Raw genomic sequence first — 16,353 nt, forward strand, 5'->3', positions numbered from 1 at the left:
CAAGTCGCTCGACCGCATCCTCAACGGCTAAAGACGCCGCCGCGATATAATCATCCGCTTTGTCACCTTCGCCAAGCCCGGTCTGGCTTACCGCTGGCACCATGCAGATATTCCCTGTCCGGTTCAGTACCAGACTGACGGTCACACTGCCATTCCACAGCATCCGCCGGCGCGCGCGAAGCATATCCGCCTGCATATCAATAATCGATCCACGTTCATGCGTCATGGTACCAGTATGCACATTATCGATAATCTTGACCGTCTCATCATTCAGCTTAATGACTGCGCCATTGTCCGGCAGGATCGTTTGTGGCACCTGACAACTTTTGGCCAGTTCAGCATGCGCAACAAGATGCCGCGCTGTACCATGCACAGGAATGGCGATTTTGGGCCTGACAAGACTATACATTTCAACCATTTCATCCCGCGATGGATGACCCGACACATGCACAGGCGCATCTTCATCGGTAATCAGAATGATTTTCCGGCGGATCAGCATGTCCTGCACACGGCTAATCGCATTTTCATTACCTGGGATCTTTCGCGACGAATAAATCACCGTATCACCTGGATCAAGCGACACGGTTTCATGCGCACCGGCGGCAATCTTTGCCATCGCGGCACGTGGTTCCCCCTGCGTACCTGTACAAATGATGACAACATTTTCTCGTGGCAGCAGATTTATGTCACCCTCTGGCACAAATTCAGGCAAATCGTGTAAATATCCGACTTCACGCGCGGCTGAAATTGCCCTATTCAATGCGCGCCCAACAATAGCCACCGAGCGGTCATTTGCCTGTGCCGCTTTCACAATAGAGTCAATACGTGCAATATTACTGGCAAAACATGTTACCGCCACACGGCCCATAGCCGCGCCAATAGCATCGGTCAAACCATCACGCGCCTCAGCTTCAGAACCAGTATGTCCGGCAACCATCGCGTTGGTTGAATCACCAACCATGACAAGCACACCTTCATCGCCAAGTTTGGCAAGCCGATCTTTATCCGTATCGGTGCCAAGAACCGGCGTCTTGTCAAATTTCCAGTCGCCTGTATGCAAAACCGTGCCAGCATCAGTTCGGATGGCCAAGGCGGCTGGATCAGGAATTGAATGGTTAAGACCAATCATTTCAATCTCAAAAGCCCCGATTTTTTCAACCGCATTTATACCCATTTCATGTAATGGAATATCATAGTCATTACGCGACTCGGCAAGCTTGCGACGAAGCAAGGCTAGGGTAAAGGCACTCCCCCATATCGGGCACCCAAGACTGCTCCACAGATAGGGGATAGCCCCCAGATGATCTTCATGACCATGGGTCAGAACAAGTCCGGCTAATTTGTCACGATGATTCTGAATAAACTGCAAATCAGGAAGCACGACATCAATGCCGGGGGTGCTTTCATCGGGAAAGGAAATACCCAGATCAACCATCAACCAGCTATCCTGATAATGGTATAGATTTACATTCATGCCGATTTCGCCAGAACCACCTAGCGGGACAAACAGAAAATCAGACTTGGAAAAATATGTCATATTTAGCAATCAACTATGTTTGGTGCGCCGTTACGGCGGAATTAGATTCGTTATTAAGGTTATATATGGCAACTAGGCCACGTAGCGTAAGATCGACATCAACAGCAGAAATCATCGGCAAATGTGGCGCAAAAAGCGATGCTAACCCACCCGTGGCTATGGCTGGCAAATCTGCGCCCTGCTCGGTTCGAAGGCGCGCGATCAACCCTTCAATCATGCCAACATAGCCCCAAAAAATACCCGACTCCATAGCGCTTATCGTATCGCGCCCTAGAACTGGTAAAGTAGGATCCCAAGGCTTGACGTCAAGATGTGGTAAACGCGCTGCTGCTTTATATAAGGCGTCAACCGATACATGCACACCTGGTGCAATTATGCCGCCTGCATAAGCCCCATCGGCACGGACAAGATCAAGCGTTGTGGCGGTGCCAAAATCAAGGATAATGGCTGGAACCTGATGATAATGTTTGGCTGCCACGGCATTAACCAGCCTGTCAGCACCTGCCTGTGACGGATTATCAATATCAACCAAAATTCCCAGATCAACCCCTGCATCTCCAATCAACATTGGATCAAGACTCAATCCGGCGCGCGCCATCATCACCAACTGTGGGGTGATTTCCGGCACAACACTAGCCATAACAACACCCGAAACCATATCTTTGGCTAAATTTGCCGCAGCCATCATCTGTCCCAGCCAGACAGTATAGTCATCACCGGAACGCAAAACATCGGTTTCAATGCGCCAGCATCCAAGCTGCCTGCTGACATCAGCTGTATTGTCATAAAGAGCAAACACAATATTGGTATTGCCACAATCTACGGCCAAAAGCATCAGTTACCATCATCCATTAAAACAACATCACCAGTAGTGATATGGTGTGTCTTGCCTGATGCATCAACCAACAACATGGAACCATCCTCGTCAATGCCGGTAAAACGCCCCTTTAGCCCTGAATCCATAACAGTCACATTTTGGTTCAAAAAAGCGGCATGACGCATCCATTCATCACGAACAGGGGTGAAAGCTGTTGGATTAAATGTCTCATAACGTCGTGCCAGATTATCTATGTAATCAGTCGCCAGCAATGCTGGCGTTGTGACATTATCACCCAGCTCGACAAGTGACGTCGGCGACAAATGCCCCGGCATGGCCCTATCAGCTTTGATCGGCGCCACATTAATACCCGTTCCAACAATCAGGGCATCTTCCACCACTTCAAGCAAAATACCGCAGATTTTCCGGTTATTAACCAGAATATCATTAGGCCATTTCACCTTAGGCTGATGCGATACCAGAACGTTCTCGATTGTTTCACGTGCGGCTAATGCTGCTACAAAGGACAAAAGCGGCCAAAGATATTTGTCACAATTAGGCCGGAGAACAATCGACAGATACATTCCACCCTGCGGTGAAAGCCATGTGCGTCCGCGCCGACCGCGTCCGGCGGTTTGAACGCCTACCAGAAAGCCGGTTCCTGTTGGTGCGCCGTCAAGCGCGGCCTTGCGGGCAAGATCAGAAGATGATTTGGCGACGTCGGCGGTGGAAAACGTCCAAGCTGCGCTTGTCACCATATGATCTGATCCTAGTTGCGCGTCATCAAAGTTGTAGCCGCAATATCAGCCGTGCCAAGCAAGCTGCCAAGTCCGGCAAAGAACAGCAGAACCACACCCAGAGACACAGTCAGCACCAAACGGTTCGATATCGGCAGATCAGCATCCAGCGGATCATCACTGTCTTCAAAATACATCATGCGGATAATACGCAGATAATAAAAGGCACCAACAACCGACATGACCACACCGATAACCGCCAGCGGAATCAGACCCGCATTAACGGCCGCCAGAAACACATACCACTTACCAAAAAATCCAGCTAGCGGCGGAATGCCTGCCATCGAAAACATCATGACCAGCAAGCCAATGGCAAACAAAGGATGGGTCTTTGATAGGCCGCGAAGATCATCAATTTTTGTGGCCGATTTGCCATCTCGGCGCATCATCAAAATGATCGCAAACGTACCTGCTCCCATGAAAATATAGCCTGTCATGTAAATGATGACGCCCAGCACACCCGCATGCGATCCAGCCGCCAGACCTGCAAGCGCATAACCCATATGTGCGATAGACGAATAAGCCATCATCCGTTTTATATCGGTCTGCATAATGGCACCAAAAGCACCAATAACCATTGATGCAATCGACAAAGCGATAAGCACCTGAGACCATTCCATGGCTATCGGGCCAAAAGCACCATAGGTCAGACGCATCATCAACGCCATTGCCGCTACCTTTGGCGCAATCGCAAACAAGGCGGTTACAGGCGTCGGCGAGCCTTCATAGACATCTGGTGTCCACATATGGAATGGAGCTGCGGATATTTTAAACGCAATACCACAGATCATGAATACCATGCCTACGACAAAGGCCACTGGTAACGCACCTGTTGCAACTGCTGCAGAAATGCCGTCAAAGCTGGTCGTTCCGGCAAACCCGTAAACCAACGACGCGCCATAAAGCAACATGCCTGATGACAATGCGCCAAGCAGAAAATACTTCAAGCCAGCTTCGGATGAACGAAGTGAATTTGTCCGCATAGCTGCAACGACGTAAAGTGGCAATGATTGTAATTCAACCGCCATATAAAGCGACATAAGGTCATTTGCCGAAATCATAAGCATCATGCCAACAACAGCCAGCAGAACAAGCAAACTGAATTCAGGTTTGTTGATATCATCCTGTTCCAATGGACCGATAGACATATATAAAGCCGCAAATGAACCCATTAGAACCAATAATTTCATATAGGCACTAAATGTGTCAGCGCTGAACATGCCTGAAAAGGCTGTTGCCTCAACATCACCGCCCTGCCACAACATCACCGCCGCAATCACAATAGCACCAAGAGCTATCGAACAGACCCGCTTTGCATTTGCAGCACCATCACCGCCATAGGCCGCTACCAGCACAAGCAATAGCGCAACACATGCCAGAAGCATTTCCGGAAGAGCAGGCAGAATATCATTTATTTCAAACATGAGTGCCGTTCCCTTTGAGAACAAATATGAGTCTAATTAGATGCGACAAGCGCAACGCCACTTACCGACAATTCATCAATAATTATTTGAATTGAAACAGCCATCACATCCAGCAAAAACGCCGGATATATTCCAAACACCAAAACCAGAATGCTGATCGGAACGAAAATGCCTAATTCGCGCAGCTGCATTGGCTCCATTGATTGGACTTCGACTTTGGTGACCTTACCAAACATAACCCGGCGATATAGCCACAACATATAAGTCGCCCCAAGCACAAGGCCTGTAGCGGTGAAAAAGGCCACCCATGTGCTGGCTTTCCACGCCCCCACAAGAACCAGCATTTCACCGACAAAGCCGCTTGTTCCCGGCAAACCAACCGATGCCAGCATCATAAACATGAAAAATACGGCAAAGCGCGGCATAACCTTGGCAACGCCACCATAGGCATCGATTTCGCGCGTATGAAGCCGATCATAGACGACACCAACACAAAAGAATAAGGCCGCTGATACAAGACCATGACTGATCATCTGGAACATAGCACCGGCAATACCCTGCTCGGTAAAGGTAAAGATACCAATCGTAACAAATCCCATATGCGCAACGGATGAATAGGCGATCATCTTTTTCATATCCGATTGCGCCAAGGCCACAAGTGACGTGTATATCACCGCAATGACGGACAAGGCAAAGATGACGGGTGCAAACAATTCAGACGCATGCGGGAACATTGGTAGCGAGAACCGCAGGAAACCATAACCGCCCATCTTTAAAAGAACACCAGCCAAAATCATCGAACCCGCTGTAGGGGCTTCAACATGCGCGTCAGGCAACCATGTATGAACTGGCCACATCGGCACCTTTACCGCAAATGAGGCAAAAAACCCAAGGAACAACCAGAATTGCATGCCCGTACCAAAACTATGCGCGGTCAACATGGGGATGTCGGTAGTACCTGTTTGCACATACATGGCCAGCATACAAACTAGCATCAGCACCGAACCCAGCAAGGTAAACAGGAAGAATTTAAATGCCGCATAGACCCGTCTTGCGCCACCCCAGATGCCTATGATCAGAAACATCGGTATCAACACCGCTTCGAAAAACAGATAGAACATCAGCATATCGAGCGAAACAAACATGCCGATCATCATTGTTTCAAGAACCAAAAAGGCGATCATATATTCACGCACACGATGCGTGATGGCACGCCAACTGGCCAGCACGGCAAGCGGTGTCAAAAATGTCGAAAGCAAGACGAATGGCATCGAAATACCATCAACACCCATATGATAATTAATACCTGTATTTGGAAGCCATTCGGCAAATTCTTCGAATTGGTAACCAGCTACATTGCTGTCAAAGCCAAGTAAAAGCGCCAAAGACACAATAAAGTTAAAGCCGGTAATCCAAAGTGTTACGCTCCGTGCATTATTTGCAACAACTTCATCGTCACCCTTTATCATCAGTAGAAAAATCACGCCAGCTAGTGGCAGGAAGGTGATGATTGTCAGTAAAGGCCAATTATCGATCATCACTTATATTCCCTTTAGGCGAAGATAATACCAGCTCACCAGCACAACAACGCCGATCAGCATGGCAAAAGCGTAGTGGAAAACAAACCCTGACTGTATCCGCGAGCAAAAGCCCGAAATCCGAAGTACCAGCCCTGACATCCCATCCGGGCCAAAGCCATCAATCGTATCACGATCACCGCGTTGCCACAGGATTGCCCCTATCCGCACAGCTGGTTTAACTAACGTCGCATCATAGATTTCGTCGAAATACCATTTATTGAAGAACAAAGCATAAAGAGGCGAAAAGGCTCTTGCTATGCGCGCTGGCATGTCGGTAAGCACCGCATAGAACAAGACCGCTATCAGAACCCCGCTGGAGGCAAGCACAATCGGCAATAGCTTAACCCAACTTGGCACATGATGCGCATTTTCCATGGCCATATGTGTTGGCAGAATGAAAATCGAGTCACCCCAGAAAGCCGCCATATCATCACCAACAAACAGCTCATAACCAAGCCAGCCAGAGAAAATTGCACCTAGCGCCAAAACAAATAACGGCAATGTCATAACAGACGGTGATTCATGCACATGTGCCATCACTTCGGCTGATGCCCGCGGCTTTCCATGAAACGCCATGATCAATAGGCGCCAGCTATAGAACGCGGTCAGAAAAGCCGCGGCACACCCCATCCAGAATGCAAAATTACCAACCGATGTATGCGCTCCAAATGCAGCTTCCAGGATCATATCCTTTGAATAGAATCCGGCGAAAAACGGGAAGCCAGCCAAGGCAAGCGATCCGACCCACATCATCACATAGGTAACAGGGATTTTCTTCCAGATACCGCCCATATTTCGCAGATCCTGCTCATCAGACATCGCATGAATAACTGATCCTGCACCAAGGAACAGCAGTGCCTTGAAAAACGCATGCGTTGTCAGATGGAACATAGCAGCCGGATAAGCCGAAACACCGGCCGCAAAGAACATATAACCAAGCTGCGAACAGGTTGAATAGGCAATCACGCGCTTGATATCAAATTGTGTCATGCCAACTGTTGCCGCAAAAATGGCCGTCATGCCGCCAATGACAGTGATAACATCAAGCGTAAATGGCGCATATTCAAGCACCGGTGAAAGCCGGCATACCATGAACACACCCGCTGTCACCATTGTGGCAGCGTGAATAAGCGCTGAAACGGGCGTTGGCCCCTCCATCGCATCTGGTAACCATGTATGCAGACCAAGTTGAGCAGACTTGCCCATCGCGCCGATAAACAGCAAGATGCCGGCCACTTCCAATGCTGGCAAGCTCATGCCGAGGAAGTTGATGTCCACATCGACATAGAGCGCGGCCTTGGCAAATATATCGTCAAATTGAACAGACCCGAACAAGGCATAGACCGCCAAGATACCAAGTGCAAAACCAAAATCACCAACACGGTTCACCACAAAGGCTTTCATCGCCGCCGCATGGGCTGACTCTTTATGATACCAGAAGCCAATCAGCAAATAAGACGCAACACCAACACCCTCCCAGCCAAAGAACAACTGCACAAGATTATCAGCTGTGACCAGCATCAACATGGCAAAGGTAAATAAGCTGAGATAGGACATGAAGCGCGCCCGCGCTTTGTCATGTGACATATAGCCAACAGAATAGATATGCACCATCGATGATACGCCCGTCACAACAATCAACATAACAGCGGTGAGTGTGTCAAAACGGAGTCGCCAATGCGCCTCGAAATCACCTGACACTATCCAGCGTGAAAGCTCGATTGTGATAGGCTGTCCACCAATGGCAACTTCGGCAAAGGCAAAAATCGAAAATAAAAGTGACAGTAACAAGCCGATGATTGTTACCCGTTCAGCGGCTCTATCGTAGTGTCCGAGGCTAAGAATGCCAGCAATTACGGAACCAATAAGCGGCAAAAATACTATGGATGCGTACATATCGCCCTAGCCCTTCATCATATTCACGTCTTCAACCGCGATCGATCCGCGATTTCGGAAGAACACCACCAGAATAGCAAGGCCAATGGCGGCTTCGGCTGCGGCTACAGTCAGAATAAATAGCGAGAATATCTGTCCTTCCAGATCACCGTTATAAGCTGAGAACGCCACCATATTTATATTCACAGCCAGCAACATCAATTCAATCGACATCAGGATTGTAATCACGTTCTTCCGGTTCAAAAAGATACCAAATATCCCCATCGCAAAAAGGATCGCCGAACAGGTAAGATAGTGATTTAATGATAATTCCATCATAACTTTAACTTTCTTGCCGCGTTGGTGGTGCTTTGCCAACAGGCACACTAACCACCTCGACTGTTTCATCACGGCGCCGCATATTTTGTTCGGCAACAACCTGACGACGGACACCTGGACGATGCCGCATGGTGAGTGAAATAGCACCAATCATGGCAACTAGCAGGATCAGACCTGCAACCTGAAACAGGTAGATATATTTGGTATAGAGAACACCGCCAAGACGAGTCGTATTGGCGATCTCGGAGGCTTCCGGCAATGTCGCTCCTTTGAAGGCATCGCCATACATCGCTGCCACAAGCTCAAATACCAGAATACCGCCGACGATCAGACCCAGTGGTAGATATTTCTGAAAGCCAGCGCGCATTTCGGCAAAATTAATATCCAGCATCATCACCACAAACAGGAACAGCACGGCAACGGCGCCAACATAGACAACAACCAGAAGCATGGCGAGAAATTCCGCACCGATCAGGACGAATAATCCAGCCGCATTGAAGAAAGAAAGAATAAGGAAAAGCACTGAATATACAGGGTTTTTCGATATCACAACCATAAAGGCGCTAGCCAGCATAATGCCCGCAAACAGATAAAAGAAAAGCGCTTCAAACATTGTCTGTCATTTCCAATCTAGATCAGCGCCATTCGGCGTCAGCAGCAAGGTTTCTGGCGATCTCGGTTTCCCAACGATCCCCATTCGCAAGCAGTTTGTTTTTGTCGTAATACAGTTCTTCGCGGGTCTCGGTTGCGAATTCGAAATTGGGCCCTTCGACAATCGCATCAACCGGACAGGCTTCCTGACAAAATCCACAATAGATACATTTTGTCATATCAATATCATAGCGCGTTGTACGGCGGCTACCGTCATCCCGCGGTTCAGCTTCGATAGTTATAGCCTGTGCAGGACAGACCGCCTCACACAATTTACAAGCGATACAACGCTCCTCTCCGTTAGGATAACGGCGTAAAGCGTGTTCGCCGCGAAACCGGGGGGAAAGGCTACCCTTTTCATAAGGATAGTTGATTGTAACTTTCGGTTTGAAGAAATACTTCAACGTCAGGAACATGCCTTTGGCAAGTTCAAGAAGCAGGAATGATTTGATTGTATCCATCAACATTCGCATGACTTTATCTTCTCCTATACCTAACCAACGATAACCGCTGGCAGGCGATCAGTTGCCAGCAAAAAGCCAGCTGTTGCCACCACATACAACAATGAAAATGGCAAAAATATTTTCCAACCAAGGCGCATCAGCTGATCATAGCGATAGCGCGGCGTTGTCGCGCGCACCCACAGAAACACAAACAATACCATCATGATTTTCAAAATGAACCATAGAGGACCCGGAATGATATTTAATGGCCAAATATCAAATGGTGGTAGCCATCCCCCAAGGAACAAAATAACCGTCATGCTGCTCATCAGGATCATATTGGCATATTCACCAAGGAAAAAGAGCGCAAAGCTCATTGATGAATATTCAACGAAATAGCCCGCGACAAGCTCGGACTCGCCTTCAGGCAGATCAAACGGCGCACGATTGGTCTCGGCAAGTGTCGAAATGAAAAAGACAATAAACATCGGAAATAACGGCAAGGCAAACCACATGTCTCGCTGTGCTTCGATGATTGCACTCAAATTCAGAGAACCTGCACAAAGCAACACATTGATGATAACCAATCCCATCGACACTTCATACGACACCATCTGCGCGGCAGATCGCAAGGCACCAAGAAAGGCGTATTTCGAATTACTGGCCCATCCCGCCATTATCACGCCATAGACACCTAGCGAGGACACCGCAAACAGATAGAGGATACCGACATTGATATCGGCAATCACAAGCCCTTCACCAAAAGGTATCACCGCCCAAGCGACTAACGACAAAACAAAGGTCAGCATCGGGGCGATAATGAACACAACCTTATTCGCACCAGCTGGCAGGATTGTTTCCTTAGCCATCAATTTCAGCGCATCTGCAAACGGTTGGAGCATGCCAAACGGACCAACAACATTAGGGCCTTTTCGTAACTGCATGAAACCGATAACACGGCGCTCGGCAAGCGTCAGATAGGCTACAGCGATCAGCAAAGGCCCGACCACAATCATGATCTGGGCAATAATCCACGCAACAGCGCGAATTTCGGCATTATTGATCAAATCCATAAACATTTGACTACTCCGCCGCTACCGTAGATGACGCGGCTACATCATCAACATTATCATCCAGCAAGGCCTTGCGGCATTCGGCCATGGTTTCTGATGCACGACTAATCGCACACGTCATATGAAAATTATCGAGACTATTGGCAATCGGCGAAGCATCCATCTTGCCACGACCACCAAATTTTGACCATTTAGCACTTTCAATAGCATCGCTGTCAGCAAAATGTGGATAGGCTTCAAACAAGGCGTTACGCACCTCTGTCAGATTATCCATACCGATTGATTTATGTATATGTCCGGAAAAGGCACGAATGATCGCCCAGTCTTCTTTGGCTTCGCCTGGAGGAAATGCTGCGCGATTAGCATATTGAACACGCCCTTCGGTATTGACATAGATCCCGTCTTTTTCGGTATAGGCCGAACCTGGCAACACCACATCAGCGCCATGCGCGCCTTTATCACCGTGATGCCCCTGATAGACAATAAACGCATTACCAAGACGATCTAGGTCAACTTCGTCAGCACCAAGAAGCCAGACAAAATCAAGTTTTTTACTTTCAGCAGCCTTATACATAGCTTCAATATCAAGACCACCCTTGCCCGGGATAAAGTCCATATCAAGGCCACCCACACGTGCTGCCGCGTTATGCAGAACATTAAAACCGTTCCACCCCTTTGCCACAACGCCATAGGTTTCGGCGATCTGGCGCGCCGTGGCAAGCACCGCAGCACCATCTTCACGGCTAAGCGCGCCCATACCAATGATAATCATTGGCCGCTTGGCACGTTTTAACACGGTGGAAAATTTGTTGGAACCATCAAGGATAGCCGATAATACCGCCGTATCATCACCAAGATGCTTTGTGTCATAAGTCAGATCGCTATCCACCCCTACGACGCCAACCGGCATGCCTGTGGCCAGCCAGTTACGGCGGATACGGGCATTCAGAACAGCCGCCTCTTCACGTGGGTTGCTACCAATAATCAACAGCGCATCAGCGTCATCAATACCGGCAATTGTCGAGTTAAACAGGTAACCAGCACGTGATCCGCCAATTTTAGCGCCATCTTGACGACAATCAATATTTGCCACGCCAAGCCGTTGCATCATCGACTTCAAAGCAAACATGCTTTCAGCATCAGCCTGATCACCCGCAATCGCAGCAATTGTCGATGATTTGGCTCTCTTGATCTTAGTGGCCATGGCTTTGAACGCCTCATCCCAGCTAGCTGGATGCAAACTGCCATTGGCACTACGCAAATACGGCTGATCAAGGCGCTGGCGGCGCAAACCGTCAATCGCATAGCGGGTTTTATCGGAAATCCACTCTTCATTCACATCTTCATGCAAACGCGGCAAAACGCGCATGACCTGTGATCCACGTGCATCAACGCGAATGTTGCTGCCTACCGCATCCATCACATCGATAGACTCGGTTTTGTTAAGCTCCCATGGACGCGCGGTAAAAGCATAAGGACGCGACGTCAACGCGCCAACGGGGCACAGATCAATCACATTAGCCGAAAGCTCTGATGCCAGGTTTTTTTCGAGATAGGTAGTGATCTCAACATTTTCACCGCGGCCAATGGCACCCAGCTCTGGCACACCTGCCACCTCGGTTGCGAAGCGGACACAGCGTGTACAATGAATACAGCGTGTCATGACCGTGCTAATAAGCGGGCCCATATGCTTGTTTTCAACCGCGCGCTTATTTTCTTCAAAACGTGATCCATCATGGCCATAGCCCATTGCCTGATCTTGCAAATCACATTCACCGCCTTGATCACAAATTGGGCAATCAAGCGGATGATTGATTAACAGGAATTCCATGACGCCTTCTCGTGCCTTTTTAACACGGTCAGTATCGGTGCGAATAACCATTCCGTCGCCAGCGGGCATCGCACAGGACGCAACCGGCTTTGGCGCGCGTTCCATATCAACCAGACACATGCGGCAATTACCGGCAATCGATAAACGGTCATGATAGCAAAAACGCGGCACTTCAACACCAGCAGCTTCACAGGCATGAAGCACTGTTGATCCGTCTTCCACTTCGACTTCAACATCATTAACAGTCAGTTTTGGCATCGTTATTAACCCTCTATTCAGCGGCCGCGACGGCGTCACCAGCATGACGCGCCGCAATACGGCGCTCAATCTCTGGTCTGAAATGCTTAATAAGCCCTTGAATTGGCCATGCCGCTGCGTCGCCTAATGCGCAAATTGTATGGCCTTCAACCTGCTTGGTGACTTCATACAATGTATCAATTTCATGCGGTTCGGCTTCACCGCGAACAAGCCGTTCCATCATCCGCCACATCCAACCAGTTCCCTCGCGGCATGGTGTGCATTGGCCACATGACTCATGCTTATAAAAATAGGACAAGCGTGAAATGGCCTTTACCACATCTGTGCTTTTATCCATGACGATGATACCGGCAGTGCCTAGACCTGTTCCGGCCTCGCGTAGCGCATCAAAATCCATTGTCATGGTTTCACAGATGTCTTTAGGCATCATTGGCGTTGATGATCCACCAGGAATCACCGCCAGCAGATTATCCCAGCCCCCGCGTATACCACCTGCATGTTTTTCAAGTAGCTCTTTCAGCGGGATGCCCATTTCTTCTTCAACATTGCAAGGCTTATTTACATGTCCAGAAATACAAAACAGCTTTGTGCCTGTATTATTCTCTTTACCAAGACCAGAGAACCAATCGGCACCACGTCGTAAGATGGTCGGCGCTACGGCGATTGATTCAACATTATTTACGGTAGTTGGGCATCCATACAGCCCAACACCTGCTGGAAATGGCGGCTTCAAGCGTGGTTGGCCTTTTTTGCCTTCAAGTGACTCAAGCAAGGCGGTTTCTTCACCACAAATATAAGCACCTGCCCCGCGATGCAGATAAATGTCAAAATCCCAGCCTGATTTGGCAGCATTTTTACCCAGCAACCCAGCATCATAGGCTTCGTCAATGGCGGCCTGCAAACGGCGGGCTTCATTGACGAATTCACCACGAATATAGATATAGGCAACATGCGCGCGCATAGCGAAACCAGCAACAACACAGCCTTCAAGCAATTTATGCGGCTCATGGCGGATAATATCGCGGTCTTTACATGTGCCGGGTTCGGACTCATCGGCATTAACAACCAAATAATGAGGGCGATCTTTGACCTCTTGCGGCATAAATGACCATTTAAGACCCGTCGGAAAACCAGCACCACCGCGACCACGAAGACCAGACGCCTTCATACGATCAACAATTTCGCTGTGACCAAGTTTTAAAATAGCCGCAGTATTGTCCCAATCACCGCGTTTTTTGGCACCCGCAAGCATGGCATCGTTCCAGCCATAGATATTGGTAAAAATACGATCAGCGTCTTTAAGCATTGGCTGCTCCCGACTTTGCTTTGGCTGTTTTCTTTGGTTTCATGGTATTCAGGCTTGTGGCACCACCACTGGCTTCTGACCCAGACCGGCCCAGAACTGATCCAACGGCAAGTGGCGCATCTTTCTCAAGCGAATCAAGCAATGCACCGGTGGTCTGGTAATTCAGATCTTCATAGAAATCATCATTTACCTGTAAAATCGGTGCATTCACGCATGCGCCAAGACATTCGACCTCAAGCAAAGAAAAACGACCACAATCCGATGTTTGGCCTGACGTGATGTCATATCGGTCTTTAATGCACCGCATCATCTCGTCAGATCCCCGAAGCCAGCATGGTGTTGTTGTGCAGGCTTGCAGAAAATACTTACCAACCGGTTTGAGATTGAACATCGTATAAAAGGTGGCAACCTCTAGCACACGGATTTTAGCCATATCCAGCTTGTCGGCAATCAGCTCGATAGCTTTCATCGGAATCCAGTTTGCGTGCTGGCGTTGCGCCATATCAAGCAACGGCATCACCGCACTGGCTTGCCGACCTTTGGGATATTTGGCCATAATACGCTTTATTTCTGCCTCATTCTCAGCCGTAAAAGCAAATGAGTCAGGCTGGTCTTCAGCAATGCGGGCTTCAATACTCATCTGTCAATCTCACCAAAAACAACATCCAATGATCCGATGATCGCCACCGAATCTGCCAGCATGTGACCACGTGACAGATAATCTACCGCTGCCATGAAATAAAACCCTGGCGCCCGGATTTTGCACCGATAGGGCCTGTTAGATCCATCAGCAACAAGATAGACGCCAAATTCACCTTTCGGTGCCTCAACAGCCGTATAGCTCTCGCCCTCGGGCACATGAAACCCCTCGGTATAAAGCTTGAAATGATGGATCAGGGCTTCCATCGAATTCTTCATATCAGCGCGATGTGGTGGCGTGACCTTGTTATTTTCGGCCAGAATGGGGCCTTCGGGCATCTCGGCGATACATTGATGAATGATACGCAACGACTGGCGCATTTCTTCGATGCGAACCAAATAACGTGCATAACAGTCCCCTGTTTTTCCCATTGGCACGTCGAAATCCATTTCAGCATAAACATCATAAGGCTGACTTTTACGAAGATCCCACGGCACGCCAGACGCGCGCAAGCACGGGCCTGTCATGCCAAGGTCAAGCGCCTCTTTTTCACTCAACACGCCAATATCAACGGTGCGCTGCTTGAAAATACGGTTTTCAGTCAGCAAGGTTTCCATATCATTGATAAATGATGGGAATTTATGTGCCCAGTCATCAATCTCATCTAACAAACCGGTTGGCAGATCCTGATGCACACCGCCTGGGCGGAAATAGGCCGCATGCAGACGCGCACCACAGGCACGCTCATAAAAGCCCATCAATTGTTCGCGTTCTTCAAAGCCCCATAAAAGCGGTGTCATCGCACCTACATCAATGGCAAAGGTCGTCAAATTCAAAAGATGGTTAAGAATACGGCCAATTTCGCAATATAAAACGCGGATAAACTGGGCACGCCGCGGCACGTCGATAGCCAAAGCCTTTTCAATCGACAATGCCCAAGCATGTTCCTGATTCATAGGCGACACATAATCAAGCCGGTCAAAATAAGGCAGAGCCTGTAAATACGTCTTATGCTCGATCAGCTTTTCAGTACCACGATGAAGCAAGCCGATATGCGGATCGGCGCGTTCGATCACCTCGCCATCCATTTCAAGCACAAGCCGCAACACACCATGCGCAGCTGGATGCTGAGGCCCGAAATTCATTGTGATTGGCTTAATTTGCATTTCTGCCATAACGAACCCCTAATTCGTATCGCTGTTTTTGTCAGAATCAGCAGCATCAATGGCATGCTGCATACCTTCCCACGGACTCAGAAAATCAAAGTCGCGGAATTCCTGCACGAGATGGACTGGCTCGTTAACCACGCGGCGCTGCGTATCGTCATAACGAACCTCGACATGACCAGTCAGCGGAAAATCCTTGCGCAAGGGATGGCCTTCAAAACCATAATCAGTCAACAGACGCCGCAGATCAGGATGTCCCGCAAAGAATATACCGAACATATCCCACACTTCACGCTCGGCCCAATTAGCTGCCGAAAAAACATTTGTTACAGAAGGCACGGACTGGCCTTCGGCAACCCCCGCCAAAATGCGCAAACGCATATTATTGGTGATCGACAGAAGCTGATAAACCATTTCAAAACGCACCGGACGCTCGGGATAATCTACAGCTGTCAGATCGGATAGCTGGTTAAAAGCCGCATGATTATCGTCACGTAATTTTGTTAAAACCGATGTGATATCCTGCGAGTTTATTCGCACAAGCACTTCATCATTGGTTGCGACTACGCTTTCACAAATATCTGCCAGAATTTCACGCACATAATTTACCATCGTA

General features: G+C 48.7%; 15 protein-coding genes. All 15 read right to left on the reverse strand.

The features are described from left to right. Positions 1 to 1,537, reverse strand: a 1,537-nt coding sequence (locus ACTF7Q_RS07860; RefSeq protein ID WP_438997293.1) for a ribonuclease J, incomplete at its 3' end; no start/stop codon positions are given. Between the two features lie 13 nt (positions 1,538 to 1,550). Next, a complete protein-coding gene (locus ACTF7Q_RS07865; RefSeq protein ID WP_438997294.1) occupies positions 1,551 to 2,372 on the reverse strand; it encodes a type III pantothenate kinase in 822 nt (273 codons plus the stop codon). After that, complete coding sequence (locus tag ACTF7Q_RS07870) at positions 2,372 to 3,112, reverse strand: biotin--[acetyl-CoA-carboxylase] ligase (protein WP_438997295.1); 741 nt, start codon at positions 3,110 to 3,112, stop codon at positions 2,372 to 2,374. Before ACTF7Q_RS07870 ends, ACTF7Q_RS07865 begins: the two co-directional genes overlap by 1 nt. A gap of 11 nt (positions 3,113 to 3,123) precedes the next feature. Continuing rightward, the gene (nuoN, locus tag ACTF7Q_RS07875) at positions 3,124 to 4,575 is read right to left on the reverse strand and encodes an NADH-quinone oxidoreductase subunit NuoN (RefSeq protein WP_438997296.1); all 1,452 of its coding nucleotides are present in this window, start codon (positions 4,573 to 4,575) and stop codon (positions 3,124 to 3,126) included. A gap of 32 nt (positions 4,576 to 4,607) precedes the next feature. Next, complete coding sequence (locus ACTF7Q_RS07880) at positions 4,608 to 6,113, reverse strand: NADH-quinone oxidoreductase subunit M (RefSeq protein ID WP_438997305.1); 1,506 nt, start codon at positions 6,111 to 6,113, stop codon at positions 4,608 to 4,610. Between the two features lie 3 nt (positions 6,114 to 6,116). Further along, positions 6,117 to 8,051: an NADH-quinone oxidoreductase subunit L gene (gene nuoL / locus ACTF7Q_RS07885; protein ID WP_438997297.1), complete on the reverse strand. Its 1,935-nt coding sequence runs from the start codon at positions 8,049 to 8,051 to the stop codon at positions 6,117 to 6,119. A gap of 6 nt (positions 8,052 to 8,057) precedes the next feature. Next, positions 8,058 to 8,366, reverse strand: coding sequence for an NADH-quinone oxidoreductase subunit NuoK (gene nuoK / locus ACTF7Q_RS07890; protein ID WP_438997306.1), 309 nt, complete (start codon positions 8,364 to 8,366; stop codon positions 8,058 to 8,060). A gap of 7 nt (positions 8,367 to 8,373) precedes the next feature. Beyond that, entirely contained in the window at positions 8,374 to 8,982 is a 609-nt protein-coding gene (locus ACTF7Q_RS07895) for an NADH-quinone oxidoreductase subunit J (protein ID WP_438997298.1), read from the reverse strand. 22 nt (positions 8,983 to 9,004) lie between these two features. Continuing rightward, positions 9,005 to 9,493 carry an NADH-quinone oxidoreductase subunit NuoI gene (gene nuoI / locus ACTF7Q_RS07900; protein WP_438997299.1) on the reverse strand — a complete coding sequence of 163 codons (489 nt, stop codon included), beginning with the start codon at positions 9,491 to 9,493 and terminating at the stop codon, positions 9,005 to 9,007. 20 nt (positions 9,494 to 9,513) lie between these two features. After that, the gene (gene nuoH / locus ACTF7Q_RS07905) at positions 9,514 to 10,536 is read right to left on the reverse strand and encodes an NADH-quinone oxidoreductase subunit NuoH (protein WP_438997307.1); all 1,023 of its coding nucleotides are present in this window, start codon (positions 10,534 to 10,536) and stop codon (positions 9,514 to 9,516) included. Positions 10,537 to 10,546: 10 nt separating this feature from the next. Beyond that, positions 10,547 to 12,625 carry an NADH-quinone oxidoreductase subunit NuoG gene (nuoG, locus tag ACTF7Q_RS07910; protein WP_438997300.1) on the reverse strand — a complete coding sequence of 693 codons (2,079 nt, stop codon included), beginning with the start codon at positions 12,623 to 12,625 and terminating at the stop codon, positions 10,547 to 10,549. Positions 12,626 to 12,638: 13 nt separating this feature from the next. Beyond that, the gene (nuoF, locus tag ACTF7Q_RS07915; protein WP_438997301.1) at positions 12,639 to 13,931 is read right to left on the reverse strand and encodes an NADH-quinone oxidoreductase subunit NuoF; all 1,293 of its coding nucleotides are present in this window, start codon (positions 13,929 to 13,931) and stop codon (positions 12,639 to 12,641) included. Further along, the gene (gene nuoE / locus ACTF7Q_RS07920; protein ID WP_438997302.1) at positions 13,924 to 14,571 is read right to left on the reverse strand and encodes an NADH-quinone oxidoreductase subunit NuoE; all 648 of its coding nucleotides are present in this window, start codon (positions 14,569 to 14,571) and stop codon (positions 13,924 to 13,926) included. The genes nuoF and nuoE overlap by 8 nt, the downstream gene beginning before the upstream one ends. Continuing rightward, complete coding sequence (locus ACTF7Q_RS07925; protein ID WP_438997303.1) at positions 14,568 to 15,746, reverse strand: NADH-quinone oxidoreductase subunit D; 1,179 nt, start codon at positions 15,744 to 15,746, stop codon at positions 14,568 to 14,570. Before ACTF7Q_RS07925 ends, nuoE begins: the two co-directional genes overlap by 4 nt. Positions 15,747 to 15,755: 9 nt before the next feature. Beyond that, the coding region (locus ACTF7Q_RS07930) for an NADH-quinone oxidoreductase subunit C (protein ID WP_438997304.1) at positions 15,756 to 16,353 on the reverse strand (598 nt) is incomplete at its 5' end.

The organism is Puniceispirillum sp. (SeqCode), from assembly GCF_965657105.1.
Lineage (GTDB): Bacteria > Pseudomonadota > Alphaproteobacteria > Puniceispirillales > Puniceispirillaceae > Puniceispirillum.

Excerpts from the sequence above, each read along its gene's own strand:
- ACTF7Q_RS07880 (WP_438997305.1), bottom strand. The coding sequence starts at position 6,113 with ATGATCGATAATTGGCCTTTACTGACAATCATCACCTTCCTGCCACTA.
- nuoF (WP_438997301.1), bottom strand. The coding sequence starts at position 13,931 with ATGCTTAAAGACGCTGATCGTATTTTTACCAATATCTATGGCTGGAAC.
- nuoK (WP_438997306.1), bottom strand. The coding sequence starts at position 8,366 with ATGGAATTATCATTAAATCACTATCTTACCTGTTCGGCGATCCTTTTT.
- ACTF7Q_RS07895 (WP_438997298.1), bottom strand. The coding sequence starts at position 8,982 with ATGTTTGAAGCGCTTTTCTTTTATCTGTTTGCGGGCATTATGCTGGCT.
- nuoG (WP_438997300.1), bottom strand. The coding sequence starts at position 12,625 with ATGCCAAAACTGACTGTTAATGATGTTGAAGTCGAAGTGGAAGACGGA.
- ACTF7Q_RS07865 (WP_438997294.1), bottom strand. The coding sequence starts at position 2,372 with ATGCTTTTGGCCGTAGATTGTGGCAATACCAATATTGTGTTTGCTCTT.
- ACTF7Q_RS07925 (WP_438997303.1), bottom strand. The coding sequence starts at position 15,746 with ATGGCAGAAATGCAAATTAAGCCAATCACAATGAATTTCGGGCCTCAG.
- nuoL (WP_438997297.1), bottom strand. The coding sequence starts at position 8,051 with ATGTACGCATCCATAGTATTTTTGCCGCTTATTGGTTCCGTAATTGCT.
- nuoH (WP_438997307.1), bottom strand. The coding sequence starts at position 10,536 with ATGGATTTGATCAATAATGCCGAAATTCGCGCTGTTGCGTGGATTATT.
- nuoN (WP_438997296.1), bottom strand. The coding sequence starts at position 4,575 with ATGTTTGAAATAAATGATATTCTGCCTGCTCTTCCGGAAATGCTTCTG.
- ACTF7Q_RS07870 (WP_438997295.1), bottom strand. The coding sequence starts at position 3,112 with ATGGTGACAAGCGCAGCTTGGACGTTTTCCACCGCCGACGTCGCCAAA.
- nuoE (WP_438997302.1), bottom strand. The coding sequence starts at position 14,571 with ATGAGTATTGAAGCCCGCATTGCTGAAGACCAGCCTGACTCATTTGCT.
- nuoI (WP_438997299.1), bottom strand. The coding sequence starts at position 9,493 with ATGCGAATGTTGATGGATACAATCAAATCATTCCTGCTTCTTGAACTT.